At 64.3% G+C, this 13,710-nt stretch carries 14 protein-coding genes; 7 read left to right on the forward strand and 7 right to left on the reverse strand.

Features of this window, described 5'->3' with window-relative positions; all coding sequences use genetic code 11:
- Positions 1-313 precede the first annotated feature (313 nt).
- From AC5Y4T_RS19620 to AC5Y4T_RS19630, 3 genes are read left to right on the forward strand one after another with little or no spacing between them, the layout of a single operon-like run.
- Positions 314-1,267: an ornithine cyclodeaminase gene (locus tag AC5Y4T_RS19620; protein ID WP_031354489.1), complete on the forward strand. Its 954-nt coding sequence runs from the start codon at positions 314-316 to the stop codon at positions 1,265-1,267.
- Between the two features lie 11 nt (positions 1,268-1,278).
- Positions 1,279-2,628 carry a Y4yA family PLP-dependent enzyme gene (locus AC5Y4T_RS19625; RefSeq protein ID WP_499954946.1) on the forward strand — a complete coding sequence of 450 codons (1,350 nt, stop codon included), beginning with the start codon at positions 1,279-1,281 and terminating at the stop codon, positions 2,626-2,628.
- Between the two features lie 44 nt (positions 2,629-2,672).
- Positions 2,673-4,034, forward strand: a complete 1,362-nt coding sequence (locus tag AC5Y4T_RS19630; protein WP_033724619.1) for an MATE family efflux transporter — start codon at positions 2,673-2,675, stop codon at positions 4,032-4,034.
- A 480-nt stretch (positions 4,035-4,514) separates the two neighbouring features.
- On the opposite strand, the gene AC5Y4T_RS19635 is transcribed toward AC5Y4T_RS19630, so the two are convergent.
- The 6 genes from AC5Y4T_RS19635 to lpqS (AC5Y4T_RS19660) all read right to left on the reverse strand — a co-directional run bounded on the left by AC5Y4T_RS19635 (position 4,515) and on the right by lpqS (AC5Y4T_RS19660) (position 9,835).
- On the reverse strand, positions 4,515-5,720 hold the full coding sequence (locus tag AC5Y4T_RS19635; RefSeq protein ID WP_080688362.1) for a PPE family protein: 1,206 nt from the start codon (positions 5,718-5,720) through the stop codon (positions 4,515-4,517).
- A gap of 11 nt (positions 5,721-5,731) precedes the next feature.
- Positions 5,732-6,031, reverse strand: a complete 300-nt coding sequence (locus tag AC5Y4T_RS19640; RefSeq protein ID WP_080688357.1) for a PE family protein — start codon at positions 6,029-6,031, stop codon at positions 5,732-5,734.
- Between the two features lie 295 nt (positions 6,032-6,326).
- Positions 6,327-6,707: a putative copper homeostasis (lipo)protein LpqS gene (gene lpqS, locus AC5Y4T_RS19645; protein ID WP_459962328.1), complete on the reverse strand. Its 381-nt coding sequence runs from the start codon at positions 6,705-6,707 to the stop codon at positions 6,327-6,329.
- A gap of 78 nt (positions 6,708-6,785) precedes the next feature.
- The gene (locus tag AC5Y4T_RS19650) at positions 6,786-8,174 is read right to left on the reverse strand and encodes an MDR family MFS transporter (RefSeq protein ID WP_095663112.1); all 1,389 of its coding nucleotides are present in this window, start codon (positions 8,172-8,174) and stop codon (positions 6,786-6,788) included.
- Positions 8,171-9,346 (reverse strand): PLP-dependent cysteine synthase family protein, encoded by a 1,176-nt coding sequence (locus AC5Y4T_RS19655; protein WP_031354457.1) that lies wholly within the window; start codon positions 9,344-9,346, stop codon positions 8,171-8,173. The genes AC5Y4T_RS19650 and AC5Y4T_RS19655 overlap by 4 nt, the downstream gene beginning before the upstream one ends.
- Before the next feature lie 108 nt (positions 9,347-9,454).
- Positions 9,455-9,835 carry a putative copper homeostasis (lipo)protein LpqS gene (lpqS, locus tag AC5Y4T_RS19660; protein ID WP_080688339.1) on the reverse strand — a complete coding sequence of 127 codons (381 nt, stop codon included), beginning with the start codon at positions 9,833-9,835 and terminating at the stop codon, positions 9,455-9,457.
- Positions 9,836-10,244: 409 nt separating this feature from the next.
- Here lpqS (AC5Y4T_RS19660) and AC5Y4T_RS19665 point away from each other — a divergent pair, with 409 nt between their 5' ends.
- Both AC5Y4T_RS19665 and AC5Y4T_RS19670 read left to right on the forward strand, forming a co-directional pair.
- Positions 10,245-10,457 carry a hypothetical protein gene (locus AC5Y4T_RS19665; protein ID WP_499954950.1) on the forward strand — a complete coding sequence of 71 codons (213 nt, stop codon included), beginning with the start codon at positions 10,245-10,247 and terminating at the stop codon, positions 10,455-10,457.
- Complete coding sequence (locus tag AC5Y4T_RS19670; RefSeq protein WP_044544470.1) at positions 10,454-11,959, forward strand: PPE family protein; 1,506 nt, start codon at positions 10,454-10,456, stop codon at positions 11,957-11,959. The genes AC5Y4T_RS19665 and AC5Y4T_RS19670 overlap by 4 nt, the downstream gene beginning before the upstream one ends.
- A 295-nt stretch (positions 11,960-12,254) precedes the next feature.
- Here AC5Y4T_RS19670 and AC5Y4T_RS19675 read toward each other — a convergent pair whose 3' ends face one another.
- The gene (locus AC5Y4T_RS19675; RefSeq protein WP_232512189.1) at positions 12,255-12,560 is read right to left on the reverse strand and encodes a DUF732 domain-containing protein; all 306 of its coding nucleotides are present in this window, start codon (positions 12,558-12,560) and stop codon (positions 12,255-12,257) included.
- 562 nt (positions 12,561-13,122) lie between these two features.
- Here AC5Y4T_RS19675 and AC5Y4T_RS19680 point away from each other — a divergent pair.
- Together AC5Y4T_RS19680 and AC5Y4T_RS19685 are read left to right on the forward strand one after the other, a co-directional pair.
- Positions 13,123-13,356 carry a hypothetical protein gene (locus AC5Y4T_RS19680; protein WP_023870406.1) on the forward strand — a complete coding sequence of 78 codons (234 nt, stop codon included), beginning with the start codon at positions 13,123-13,125 and terminating at the stop codon, positions 13,354-13,356.
- Complete coding sequence (locus AC5Y4T_RS19685; protein ID WP_023870407.1) at positions 13,346-13,657, forward strand: type II toxin-antitoxin system PemK/MazF family toxin; 312 nt, start codon at positions 13,346-13,348, stop codon at positions 13,655-13,657. The genes AC5Y4T_RS19680 and AC5Y4T_RS19685 overlap by 11 nt, the downstream gene beginning before the upstream one ends.
- The last annotated feature ends 53 nt before the right edge of the window (positions 13,658-13,710 follow it).

A 13,710-nucleotide genomic window follows, 5' to 3' on the forward strand; every position in this document is an offset into this window, starting at 1 on the left:
ATCGACTTGATGGAGGAGTTGAGCCGGTGGCGACGTCCCTGCGCAATAGAGCAGCCTGTGGCCCAGCATCGCGTCTAGAGCAGCGCCGAACAGGGCTCCAGGCAGGGTCGTTGTAGCAAGGGCCGCCACCGGTCACTCGGGGGGATCCGACACGAGAAAAGCGCGACAACGAATCACGCACGTAAAGCGAACAATCCAAAACCTGCCACCACGTTTTGACACAAACAACAAGAACGGAACTCGACATATGAACTCTGCAATAGCAAGCCAGCCGGTGCAGCAGATCCTGTCCCGTGAGGGCATTGCGCTGCCGCTGCTTACTCGGAGCGACATCGCCGACCTTCCCATCAGTCCGCGGGACGTGATCGAAGCCGTGCGGGGCGCGTATCTGCGAGTGGCCCAAGGCTCGTCGCGAGCACCGGCGAAGATCATGATGCGTTCACCGCATCGAGATTCGGCGTCGTATGCGATGCCCGGCTATGACGGCGGGCTGCAAATCTTAGCCTTCAAAGATTATTACATGCAAAATGACGAAGGCAAAAAAGAATACATCACCATTATGTTGTACGACGATAAGGCCGGTGTGCCTATTGCGTTTATGGACTGCACCCGAGTTACCACGCTGCGAACCGCGGCCAGTACTGCGCTGATCGCCGCGGCGTGTGCCCCCGCCGGGGCGCAGACCGCGCTGGTGAGCGGTTCTGGTGCACAAGGCAGGGAAACGTTTCCATTCCTGCTTGCCGCGCTGCCCGACTTGGAGCGGCTGCTGCTATTCGCCACCCACCCCGAGGGCGTCGCCGCAGTGCGCGCCTATCTTCGCGAGCAGCACCCTGACCGAGACATCGAGCTCGTGACCGATCCTGAGAAAGCCGCAGGCGAAGCCGACGTCATGGTCGCGACGTCGGCGGGCCCGGCCACCGAGGTCAAACTGCGCACCAGTTGGCTCAAACCCGGGGCGCTGTTTATCTCGGTGAACGGCACGGGGGTGCACCCGTCGTCGCTGCGCGACGCCGACTACGGAGTGGCCACCACCGCGGGCCAGCTGGCGGTGACCGGTACCCGCTTCGCCAATGAAGATGGCTCGTTGCCATTGGACGCCGAGCTGCCCGACATCCTTGCCGGGACAGCGCCTGCCAGACGAGACAAGGCCGACCGGGTTTTCGTGTTCAACAGCGGCATGGCGATCACTGACATCCCGGTGGCGCATGCGCTGGCTACTCAAGCGATCGCGCTGGGCCGTGGACAGGAGATCCGGCTGTGGAGCTAACGCGAAGTCCCTTGTCGCTGCCCGCGATAACGCCGCCATGGTCCCAACAGATCACCGCCGACGATGCGTTGTTGGGCGAGATTGCTCATGCGGTAGGCGGACCGTTCCATGTGCTGTTTCCGCCACATTTCGCCGGCAACCTCAAGGGCTTTACCGACGTCATTGCCTCATCCGGAGTGCGGGGACAAGTGTTTTTCGCCAAAAAGGCGAATAAGGCTGGATGCTGGCTTTCGGTGTGCGCCGAGAGTGGCGCCGGGGTCGATGTGTCCAGCGCACCGGAGCTGGTTCATGCGCTGTCGCGCGGTGTGCGCGGTCCCGACATCGTGGTCACCGGACCGGCCAAAAGCCAGCAGTTGCTGTGGCTGGCCTCTCGCCACGGCTGTTTGATCGCTGTCGACTCTCATGACGAGCTCGACACGGCGATCTCCTTGGCCCGCCGCGGCGAGATGGTCCGCATCTTATTGCGGGTGCTCCCGGATGCCAACCCCTACAGCCGATTCGGCTTCGATGCGGCTGAACTTGATATCGCGATGAAGCGGTGCGCCCTGCAGCGGTCCCGAGTGTCTATGGAAGGGTTCTCTTTTCACCTCAACGGATACGAGGTCAAACCCCGTGCACAGCTGGCGGTCCAATTGGTCGAGCGCGTCGTGCAGGCGCGAGCACACGGATTGGCGGCCACGGCGATTTCGATCGGCGGCGGGTTCGCGGTCAGTTACCTCGACGCCGATACATGGTCGCGGTTCTTGCGCGACGCCGGTGAGGCAGACTTTCACAGCGCCAAGACGTTCAGCCATTTCTACCCCTATCATCAGTCACCCACCGGGGCGGAAATGCTGGCCGCGATTTTATCCAGCGACACAGACTGCGGCCCGGGCACAGTGGGCGAAACACTCGCCAAGACAGAGACCAAACTGCTCGTTGAACCAGGACGTGCGTTGCTTGACGGGGCAGGGTTCACCGTTTTCCCGGTCCAGGGTTTCAAGCGGCGGGGCGACTACGGGATTGTTACCGTTGACGGGTTGAGCATGAGCCTCTCGGAGCAGTGGAAGTCCAGCGAATTCCTGCCCGATCCGCTGCTGTGGCCGCAGCAAGCCCGCGGCAGGCTTGAGCCGACGGGGCCCGTCCGAGCCTGCGTCGGTGGAGCCAGCTGCTTGGAATATGACATGCTGACCTGGCGCAAGGTCGTCTTGCCGCGGGAACCGCGTCGTGGCGACCTGCTGATCTACCCCAATACGGCTGGCTACCAGATGGATAAGAACGAATCGCCATTTCACCAACGCCCATTGCCGCCCAAGGTTGCGGTGAGCCTCGATGACGGCCGGTTCCGCTGGAGACTCGATGAGAACGGCCATCATCTGTGAGCCGTCCGCCCGTGGATGAAACCCCTAGGGCACGAGTTGCTTCGGTGGTGCGGACCAGCCGGCAACTGACCGCATTGGCGGCACCGATCGCCGGTGTCCAGTTCGCCCAAGTCGCCTTGACCACAACGGATCTGGCTTTGATGGGGCTCATCGGGGTCCAAGCGATCGCGGCGGGAGGACTGGCAGCAGCCTTATACAACCTGATGCGTACCATGTGCGTAGGCGTGGTGACCGCCGTGGGAAACCTGGTCGCGGGGGCGGCCGGGCGAGGCGAAACACGCTCGGGCAGCACGCTTCCGGATGATCAGGCACAAGCCGAAATACGCCAGATCACCCGATCAGCCGTTCTGGTGGCCACGGCGGCGGCCGTGCTCCTGGGAGTTGCGCTGATCGGATTGGGCTATGTGTTGCCGCTGATCGGGCTCGACAAAGAAGTGGTGGGCCTCGCGAGGCCAATGATGATCGCCCTGGCTCCTGGACTGATCCCGATGGTGTGGCTCAACGTTTTGCGCCAGTTCAGTGTCGGCATGCGCCGACCGGGTCCTCTGTTGGCCGTCAGCATCGCCTCCATCGCACTGAACGCGGCACTAGACCTCTTGTTCATCTACGGCCTGGTGGGCATCCCAAAGCTGGGGCTCGCCGGAATCGGCCTGGCCACAACGCTGGTACAGGTGATCACCGTCGCCGCCTTCTACGTCATTCTTCGCCGCGACGATCACCTTGCCCCACTCTTGTCAATCGATGGCTTGAAGGCGGACGCGCCAACAGCACGCAGCATCGTTCGCCTCGGCATCCCCATTTCGCTGACATACGGCTCCGAGGCCGGCATCACTTCGCTTGCGGCCGTGGTGATGGGTGCTTTCGGCCCGATCGCGTTGGCCGCACACAATGTGGTGACCCAATTGACCCGCATTGCCTTTCAGGTCAGTATCGGCCTGTCGCATGGGGCATCAATTCTCATCAGTCGCGCCATCGGCAGAGCCGACCCAAAACATGCCCAGCAGGTAGCCACCGCGGCGATCGTGCTCGGTTGGCTCACCACGGCCGTTATCGGGCTGGTGTACGTGGGGGCGCCAAGCATCGTGTTACGGCCATTTCTCAGTCCTAGCGATTCGTCAACTATGGTGTTGGCCAAGCTCTTTCTGCTCTTTGCGATAGTTCAGCAGATCGTGGACTTTACGCAAAATATCGCAGTCGGCTTGCTCCGCGGGATCGGAAATACTGCCGCCGGGTTGCGCGCCACCTCGGTCGGGTATTGGTTGGTGGGATTGCCGGCGATGCTGCTGCTCGCCTTCCCGGCGCACGTGCAGGGCCCGGGAGTGTGGATCGGCCTAAGCACCGGCTTCGCTACGACAGCAGCATTGCTCTTGCGCCGGTTTGCACGGGATCTGCCGCGCACGATTTGACGTGCGGGCAGAGGGGACGGCTCAAAAACGCACTGATGCCAGGGGAGACTACGGGGCCGCCGAGAGCATCACAAGCGAAATGCGGCAACGGATCTGCACTCATTGGGGCAGATCGGCCCTGCGATGCTCACCGGATGCATCGACGCCTGTATCGAGTGCGTTCATGCTGACGGCGATCCTGTGCCGATGCGTGTCTGAGCGACGCTGTTGGTCTCAGCGCCAACCTCCCATACCTGGCCTGATGTCCCACCTAGATCGCGTCCCGACCACCCCGACGAGGCCGTCTCGGACGGGCCGGCGTGGATCTAGGTGTGCACGCCGAATCGGCCCGCCTTCGCTCGCATCTCATTGAGTCGGGTCCTGAGGGGGTTGCATCTCTTTGTCTGGCAATTCATTTGGCGGCTTGCTGTGCTGGCCGGGCTGAGTAACGGGTGGCTACCGGACGGCCTACCGAATCAGACTAATGGTCTCTTTCGTTTGCTATCCGCCCTCTGGCCAGGGCGGCAGTATGGTGACCCTCGGCAAGAACCGGGTATCGGCGGCAGCGCTGGCATCGGAGACGCGCCCGGCCAAACCCCCCAATGGGGCGCCCAACAGGCTTCCCGGACCACTTGCTCCGACCCCTGGAGCGCCCCCCACGCTGGTTGTGGGCAGCGCCGCGCCGGTGGGGCTCAACGCCGGAGCCGCCGCGGCCCAGGTCTGCGGCACCGACAACGCTCCGAGCGAAGCCGCCCGGCTCATACCCGCGGACACGGCTGCTCCGCCGAATCCTGTTGAGCCCGCCGACCCCACCGCACCGGAACCGAGCGCGCCTGTCAGCCCGGAAGCGAGCCCGCCCGTCAAACCCGATCCCGAAGCCGCAGTGCTGGCGGCAGCCACGGCCGGCATCAGATTCTTCACCTGGTTCGCGTTTGACAGCAACGAGCTCGATATCCACCCGACCGAACTGGTCATTGACATGCCGGTACTCACAGGGCTCAATGACGAGCTCAATGATGACAGCGACGACGGTGAAGATGTGGACGACAGGGGCGACGAGAGTTGCTGCAGCGCGGTGGGCACCGCCGAGGTTACCTGTGACAGCGCCGCCTGCGTGTCCGCGCTGGCCGAAGTGCCGGCGACTTGGGCGACCGCGGTCCCCTGTGCGGTCAGCCCGGCCGTGTTGGTGGTGGGCTGCGGCACGGTGAACGGGACCGCTTTCGTCGCACTGGCTGACGCACCCGCATACCCGTACATCGCGGCGGCATCCTGGGACCACATTTCCGCATAGTGGGCTTCGGTAACCGCGATCGCCGGCGCGTTCTGCCCCAGGATGTTTGTCGCGATCAGCGACATCAGCACGCTGCGGTTGGCCGCGATCACCGCTGGCGGCACCGTCATCGCAAACGCCGCCTCATAGGCGCCTGCGGCAGCGCTAGCCTGGGCAGCCATCTGCTCGGCCAGGGAGGCGGTGGTGTTCATCCACGTCACATACGGTGCCGCCGCGGACGCCATCGATGCCGAGCCCGGACCTAGCCACAGCCCACCGACTAGACCTGATATCACCGAGGCGTAGGAGGTCGCCGCACCGTACAAGCTGGTGGCCAGCCCGTCCCACGCGGCGGCTGCTACCAGCAGCGGCCCTGAGCCAGGACCGAAATACATTCTGGCGGAGTTGATCTCCGGTGAGAGCATCCCGAAATCCATTGCCATACTCCTTATCTGGCAGCGGTCGCGGTGGCGGCTTCGGTTGCCGCATACGAACCAACACTGGACCCGAACGCACTCACGACAAGGTCATGAACCACCGAAGGATGGGCGCTCGCTGCTGGATACAAGCTCGCGTGCGCGGTGAACTGCGACGCAGTTAGTACCGATACCTCATCAGCGGCGGCGGTAACCATTCCCACCCTCGGTGGAGCCGCGGATGTATTGCCGGTGTGCATCGCCGGTCGGATACCTGTCAAATCGCAGGCCGCCACCACCAGCATTTGTGGCTGTGTCGTCAAGAATGACATGGGCCTTCCCTCTTTCGGATGTGTCAGGATTTATTGGATGAAGTTCGTTGAGGTGGTTACTGATTCGGTCATTCGTCGACGCGAGGGATGCTGAGATACCTCGCGACCGAAGTGTCGCCGATCACCGATCGGGGCTGGCATTGTGTCGAGCCCCGGCGGCGCGGAATGGGCAGCATATGGCTGGTCTCGCAATCGTGGCTTGCGCATTGAGCCGCTCGGTGGCGCGCGGTGGTTGACATGGTGGCGCAGTCACCGGCCGTCGTGCTGAGAGACGCGACGGCCTGACGCTGACCGATCAGCGACGAGCGAGGCAGAACCGGGTCAAGACACCTTGACCGGTGAGGTAAGTTTTTGGCCCACGTGGCGGGCCCCGGCCGGTCGGTGCCACACGTTGCGCGAGCGGGCCGGCGAGGGCGGCCAATACCGTCACGACTCCAAGGGCAGCTAACGCGGTGGAGGGCTGCGGTAGGGCCGGTAGTGCGAGCGCCTTGGCTGGGCATGTGCGCACCGAGCCGTCGGCGCGCACATGCAGGCTCGCGACTTTGAGGCTCTGGTTATCGCCCGCAGACGTGAGCAACACGTGTGGTTCTTGATAGGTGGGCGGTGCCGGCCGAAGCGCAGGGCAGTGTGCGGCAACGCCAAGCAGCATCGCCACCGCCGTGGCCATAGTGGCCATGGCGGTGCGGAACCGCAACCGTGTCGGTCCGTTCACCCCACAGTGCCTCGATAGTAGTTAACGCACACCAGGGTGCCTCTACCCCGTACGGGCATATGATACCTCGACACCCGGGCTCGTCTGAATAGCCTCGCACTGATTCGTCGGCGGGACACCGACCTGTCGATCCCAGCGGACTTCCGAAGCGGGGTAGGCATCCGTTACCGGTTGACCGGCATGGGTTTCGGCTGTGGCTTTGGCCTCCAGGTGGTGCGCCCGGTCAAGCCGGTATAAGGCCACAGCCGCGGTAGCACCGACGAAAACGAGTCCTGCCCAGATTATTTCGCCGAGTCCCAGCTGTTGTGCTGTATCCATGAGCCAGCCCGTCGCGAGGTTGCCGGCCAGGATTCCCACCCCAACGATGGTGTTGTAGAACCCATAATGGGTGCCCACGAGTCGGCCTTTGGCCAACGCCATGACGGTATCCATCTCGAACGGGAAGACCGCGGCTGAGCCGACCGCCAGCATGGCCGCCGAGATCAGCAACGCAACCGTCGCTGGAACGGTCCCATAGGGCTGACCGTCGGGTACGAGAGTTAGCGGCAGGAAAGAGGCCGCCAGGATGGCCACGCCGATGGCCAGGATGCGCCCGCGACCCCACCGCGCGGCGAACCAGCGGGTGATGCGCAGCTGGCCGACGACCGCCACCAGCCCTGAGACGACGAAAACCCCTGCCACGAGCAGTGATTGGTAACGCGTTGTCAGCAATGACGCCTGCAGCGGAAGTGCGAGATAGACCTGGAAAGACAATACGTAGGAGCCGATCATCGCCACCGCGAACAGCAGGAAAGACCGGTTGCCCAGGACCACCCGCCAGTCGTCGAGGATAGAGGTTTTCTGCGGCGCCCGGCCGGTGCCTTGCTGGGGCAGCGCCAGTAACTGGGCCACCGTCAGCACCGCAAAAATGACCGCCGCGGCGGCCGCGGTGATGCGGAAGTCGACGGCCACCAGCATGACTCCGAGCAGCGGACCCAACAAGATCCCAGCCTGGTAGAAGATGTTGAACACCGCGAACGCTTCCACGCGGCGATCACCGGCATCGGCGGCCAGGTAGGCCCGCACGGCGGGGTTGAATAATGCGCCCGCGAAACCGGTGGCCGCTGAGGCGATCAGCACGGCCGGCAACGAGTGCGCCCCGATCAGCAACGCGAACCCGACGGTGCGTAGCAGACAGCCGGCCACGATCAATGGCTTGTAGCCGATCCGATCGGCCAGCGTGCCGCCCACGACGAACATGCCCTGCTGGGAAAAGTTACGTACCCCCAGCACCAGCCCGACGGCCCAGGCGGCCAGCGCGAGCGGTCCGGCGAGGTAGGCCGCCAGGTACGGCATCAACATGTAGAAACCCAGGTTGATGCCGAACTGGTTGATCATCAGCATCCGGGCGGGCCGCTCGAAGCTGCCGAACTGTTCGACAAACGCCTTCATTGCGGTGTTCCGGTGGGGTTGATGATGGTGGTGCAGCGGGTCCAGGACTGTACGACTTGTTGGGTCGGGTCCTCGATGATGGCCGGCTCGTGCGGGGGGAGGTGGTCGAGCAGGCCGTGGGTGCGGCAGTAGTCGTCGTTGTAGATGGTGTCGAAGTAGCGTTGTGGGCCGTCGGGGAAGACCGCGGCGATGGTGGTGTGGGCGGGCATGGTGCGTGCGGCCCAGCCGGCGACCAATCCGACTGCGCCCACGCTCCAGCCGCCGGTGGCGTGGTGGGTGGCGGCCAGGGCGCGCGCGGCCCATACGGCTTCGGCGGGGGCGACCCAGTGCACCTCGGTAAATGTTGGGTAGTCGACGTTGCGGGGGTAGATGCTGGAGCCCAGCCCGCGCATTAGCCGGGTGGCTGCGGGTTGGCCGAAGATGGTGGAGCCGATGGTGTCGACCCCGATTACCTGCAGGTCGGGGTTGGCTTCGCGCAGTACTTTTGCCACCCCGGCCGAGTGGCCGCCGGTGCCCACCGAGCACACCAGCACGTCAACCTGTCCGAGCTGGTCGAGCAGCTCGAGTGCTAGCGGCCGGTAGGCCTCGACGTTGTCGGGGTTGGCGTATTGGTTGGGGGACCACGCCTGGGGGTCAGCGGCCAGCAGCTGGGCGACGCGGTCTTTGCGGGCCTGTTGCCAGCCCCCGACCGGGTGCGGCTGGGTCACCAGATCGACTTGGGCGCCGTAGGCGCGCAGCATGTTTTGCACGATGGGTTCCATGCCGGGGTCGGTGACCACGGTGACCGGGTGGCGATACGCCATGCCGGCCAGCGCCAACCCGAGTCCAAGGGATCCGCTGGTGGATTCCACGATGTGGCCTCCCGGGCGCAGCTCACCGCGGGCCCGGGCGCGTTCGACCATGTGCAGGGCGGGGCGGTCTTTCATGCTGCCGCCGGGATTGGCTCCTTCGAGTTTGGCCCAAAATCCGCGGTCGGCGCTGGTCAGCGGCGCGGAGATGCGCAACACGGGGGTGTTGCCCACCAGAGCGTTGGGCTGCTGGTAGTTGCCCGCTGCGGGTGGGCACTGTCCGGCGCTGTGCCGCCCTTGCACCAGGGTCAAGGGCCGCGTGCTGCGCGGGGCGAGGGTTTTCAGGGATTTCAGGGGCACGACATTGTTGGTGTTGTTGGTCATGGGATCGTCGCTTTCTGCGTGCACGCCGCGACACAGGGCGCGGCCGTTGACATGGGCAGCGGTCACCGGCCGGCGGTGCTCAGAGCACCACGGCCTGACGCTGACCAATCAGCGACGAGAAAGACACAACCGGGTCAACAGATCTTGACCCGTCAGGGCAGTCGCGGGCGCAACCGGCGGGCCACGCCCGGCCAGCATTACCCGCTCCCAGCACAAACCCACAGCGGCGGCCACCGCCACCACGACACCCAGCCCCACCACGGCGGTCGCCGGCGAATTGGGCAACACCGCGGCCGCAAACGCCTCGGGATGTGCACCCGAGGAGTCACTGCTGACAAGGTGCCCATGACCGGCGCTAACGCTGAACTCAGAGCCCAGCGACGTGACCAAGGCGTGCGCCCGGTGAGATGCAGCAGACGCGGAACGCAAATCCGAGTGCCCCCCAGTAACGAGCACCCACAGCGCGACCGCCGCAACGCCGACCGCCATAGCAAGGACTCGCACCCGTCGCGGCGTTAAAACGGCTTGCCTCCGCGTGTCCGCGATCGCCTTGTCAGGCGTCGACAGACAGCGGGGTGCCACGTCTTGAGCTTTGACCCGCCCCGACATGTACCCCATACCCCTAGAGGGTACAGACCAGTGCGGCCATCTGACAAGGAGAAGCGATCTGTCGGCCACCCCGACGGCGCCGGCCTCTTTGCACCACCACTTGCACACGCAGTAAGCGTGTTGGTATTGATTCGATAATGAAAGTCATATTCAATAAGATCGGATTCGGCCGAGTTCGCTACCGAGAGTGTCTGTCATGACGTTGCGCGTCGTTCCTGAAGACCTCGCCGCTGCCGGCGTGGGCGTTAGTACGTTGGCCGCTTGCCGAGCGGTCGCACCTGGAGTCTTGTTGGATAGTGCGGTGGTGCCGGCGGAGGTCGCTCTGGTGCCGCCGCTGCACAGCGTGACCGCGTTGAGCGTTCGTGGCGGCGAGCAGACGTTGCCGGCTCGGCGTACCGAGCAGCTCGATCGCTACGGTGTCGGGGCGGGGGAGCCGGGCACGAGTTGCGTACCCGATGCGGCGTCATCGTCACCCCATTCGATCGCGGGCCGCTGCTTATGACCGCACCGATCTGGATGGCCTCTCCGCCGGAGGTGCATTCGGCGCTGTTAAGTGCTGGGCCAGGCCCGGGGTCGCTGTTAGCGGCCGCGGGGGCGTGGAACTCATTGAGTGCCGAATACGCCTCGGCCGCCGACGAACTCACCGCGATACTCGCCGGGGTACAGGGCGGGGTGTGGGAGGGTCCGAGTGCAGAGTCGTACGTCAGCGCGAACGCGCCGTATCTGGCTTGGTTGATGCAGGCCAGCACCGAAAGCGCCGCAGTGAGCGCCCAACATGAGACCGTGGCCGCCGCCTACACTGCCGCGGTAGCGGCCATGCCGACCCTGCCCGAGCTGGCCGCAAACCACGCCACTCACGCGACATTGGTGGCGACGAATTTCTTTGGGATCAACACGATCCCGATTGCGCTCAACGAAGCCGACTATGAGCGGATGTGGATCCAGGCAGCCACCACCATGGCCACCTACCAAGCGGTCTCCGGCACGGCGGTGGCATCAACGCCACCAGCTGCCCCAGCACCGCAGATCCTGAAATCCGACAGCAATAGCGTCGACAACGGTTGCGGCACCAGAACTGATCCCTGGACCGGCGAAACCGAGACCGTCTATTGCCCGTCTGACCCACGCTTCTACGCGGAGTGGGCGTCCGAGCTCGCTCAGCAATTTCAGACGCTTGGGAACACCCTACTGACAAACCCGGGACAGCTACCGGCCATCCTGTCCCTGATGGAAGCCGACTTTATGTTCCACCTCCAGATGGTTGTCTCCTATCTCGCCCAATCCCCGCAGTTGCTGTCGATGGCACTGGGGCTGGCGATCGCCAACCTGGGGGCGATCGTCGCCCTGGCAGGCGCGAGCGGCCTGGCCGGCTTGGCGGCGATCCCCATTGGAACTGCCGATTCGGTACCGCTTCCGGCAGAGACCGAGCCCCCGGCGCCGGCCATCGGGCTCACCCCGGTGACATCGACAGCGGTAAGCCCTGGCCCTGCATCCGCCGCGACGCCGACATCCGCACCCGCGGCAAGCAGCGGCCCGCCGGCGCCGCCGCCATCGGCACCCTCGACCGTCGGCGCCGCGGGTTTCGCCTTCCCCTACATCGTGGGCGGTCCCGGCTTAGGGTTCGGCTTAGAAATGAAAACCGGCGCGGGCTCCATCGCGAAAAGGAAAGCGCCCGAGCCCAGTGCGGAAACCGCGGCCGCGCCAGCGGCCGCGCGGGAGCAGGCGCGGGCGCGCCGTCGTCGGCGCACGGTACAGCACGGCGAGGGCGACGAGGTCATGGATATGAACGTTGAGCTCGAGCCGGACTGGGGCGCGCCGACTGCGGCATCGGAGCAGGGAGCCGGACCATTTGGTGTCGCCGGGATGGCGCGCAGCGACGTCGTCGAACAGGCGGCGGGATTGGCGACACTGGGAGGCGACGAGCTCGGTGGCGCCCCGACAATGCCGATGGTGCCCAAGACCTGGGACCCCGCCGCGGCCCGGCATGGAGAAGACGGCAGCTGACCGCGGCTAGATGTCAGCATCGTGAAATGCGCTGCGCTGCACCGCGGGCAGTGATCGCTCATCACGTCGGTGAACTGCACCATATCTCGCCAACGGCTGATGTGGGTGTCGACGCGTGACCACCCACGGTTTTGCCGGCCCCTTTACCCGCCCGACCACGTCGATCAGCGACCGGTGACTGTACCGCTGCACCTAAAATCTCGACGCCCGAATTCTGGCCCCGGGTCTGAGTCTCAACGCCACGGCCCTTGTCACTAACCATGCAGGCAGAACGCCGGATGAAAGGTTGCCAAGTCTAATTGTCGGGCTGCTCGCTATGGCGCGGCAACAGGTTTTTGTGCTGCGGGCAATAGGAATTGATCGATGAGGCGATGAAGTAACCGGCTTCATGTGGTGATAGATCGCTGTCCCTTGCCACAGATAGCGCCGCTGCGACCGGGGTTTGCCCCTTATCCAATCGGCCGCACGCGGCGCGGCCCATCGCGATAAACGCCGAGGTATCAGTAACGATGAGTCCATGCTGTTCAAGTGTCGCTATGAACGCATCATCAGCTTGATCCGCTTCTGCAAGCGGCGCCGAGAGCACCCCGGCAGTCGACAAGATCGCACCGATACTCGACCACCTGCCAAAATACGACCGCTTTCGCGTTATGACTTTCCACCACCGCCTTGACCTTGCGCAGCACCGTAGCCAAACGGAGATCGCTCGCCTCGCGACGTACAAAATACCCTACCCTGGCTGGGTAGGATATCGTAAACCCAGATTAGAAGATTGGCTGCCGTGACCGCGATAGTCGCGCTCGGAACTGTCGGTTTTGCGCTAGCTGCCGAAATGCCTGTCGCCGCCCCAGCGCACTCCGAGATCGCCGCACGAGGGCAGGGTGGATGTGTAGTTTGCCGAATACACTGCGCGCAACGCAGATAGACCTTCGAGCGGCAGCCGTCCATCGGAATCGACACCCGGCGTCGTGCGCTCGATCAAGCTCTCGCGCCACCCTTACGTGGCATCGACCAAAGTCGCCGCTGGGCCTTCGCCGATTTATCGGGTTAACTATCCGGCCGACGCGATGCGCCGGGCAAGCCGCACATTCGATCTCCGCGTATTCGCCTGACCTGACGACAACGAAGAGTCGGTGTCTTACAATTTGTAGTACGCTACGGGCATGGCTGACACAATCACGTTTCGACCCGATGAGGATGCGTCTCGGGCGCTTGCTGCATTGACCAGGGACGGCACACCGGTATCTACGGCGGTTCGCTCGGCCCTCATCGACGCCGCCCGCCGAAAGGCTGCCACGACGATTCGCGCTGAAGCGGAGGAGCTCGCTGCGGACGAGGCCGACCGCGCCGAGGTCATGCAGGTGCTTCGCGACATGGAGACGCTGCGTGCGTGGTGAGGTCTTCCGACTGCGCGCTCCACGACCTGCCCGCGGCCACGAGCAGTCCGGCTCGCGATATGCCGTCGTAGTCCAGTCCGATCAACTGCCGCTATCGACATGGCTCGTAGCGCCGACATCTACCTCAGCACGGGCCGCAAGCTTTCGGCCCGAGGTCGAGATCGACGGCCGTGTCACGCGCGTGCTGGCTGAGCAAACTGCGGCGGTCGATCCCGGCAGGCTCGGCAACAGCGTGGGTTATCTCAGCCTCAACGAGATGCGCCGCATCGACGCGGCCCTTCGGATGGTGATGGACCTGTAGCGTGTAAACCAGTGCTGTGCAACGCAATAGCCCCGACAATCGCTTTCCCCTTA

The sequence above is a fragment of the Mycobacterium sp. NGS11 genome (assembly GCF_059813315.1).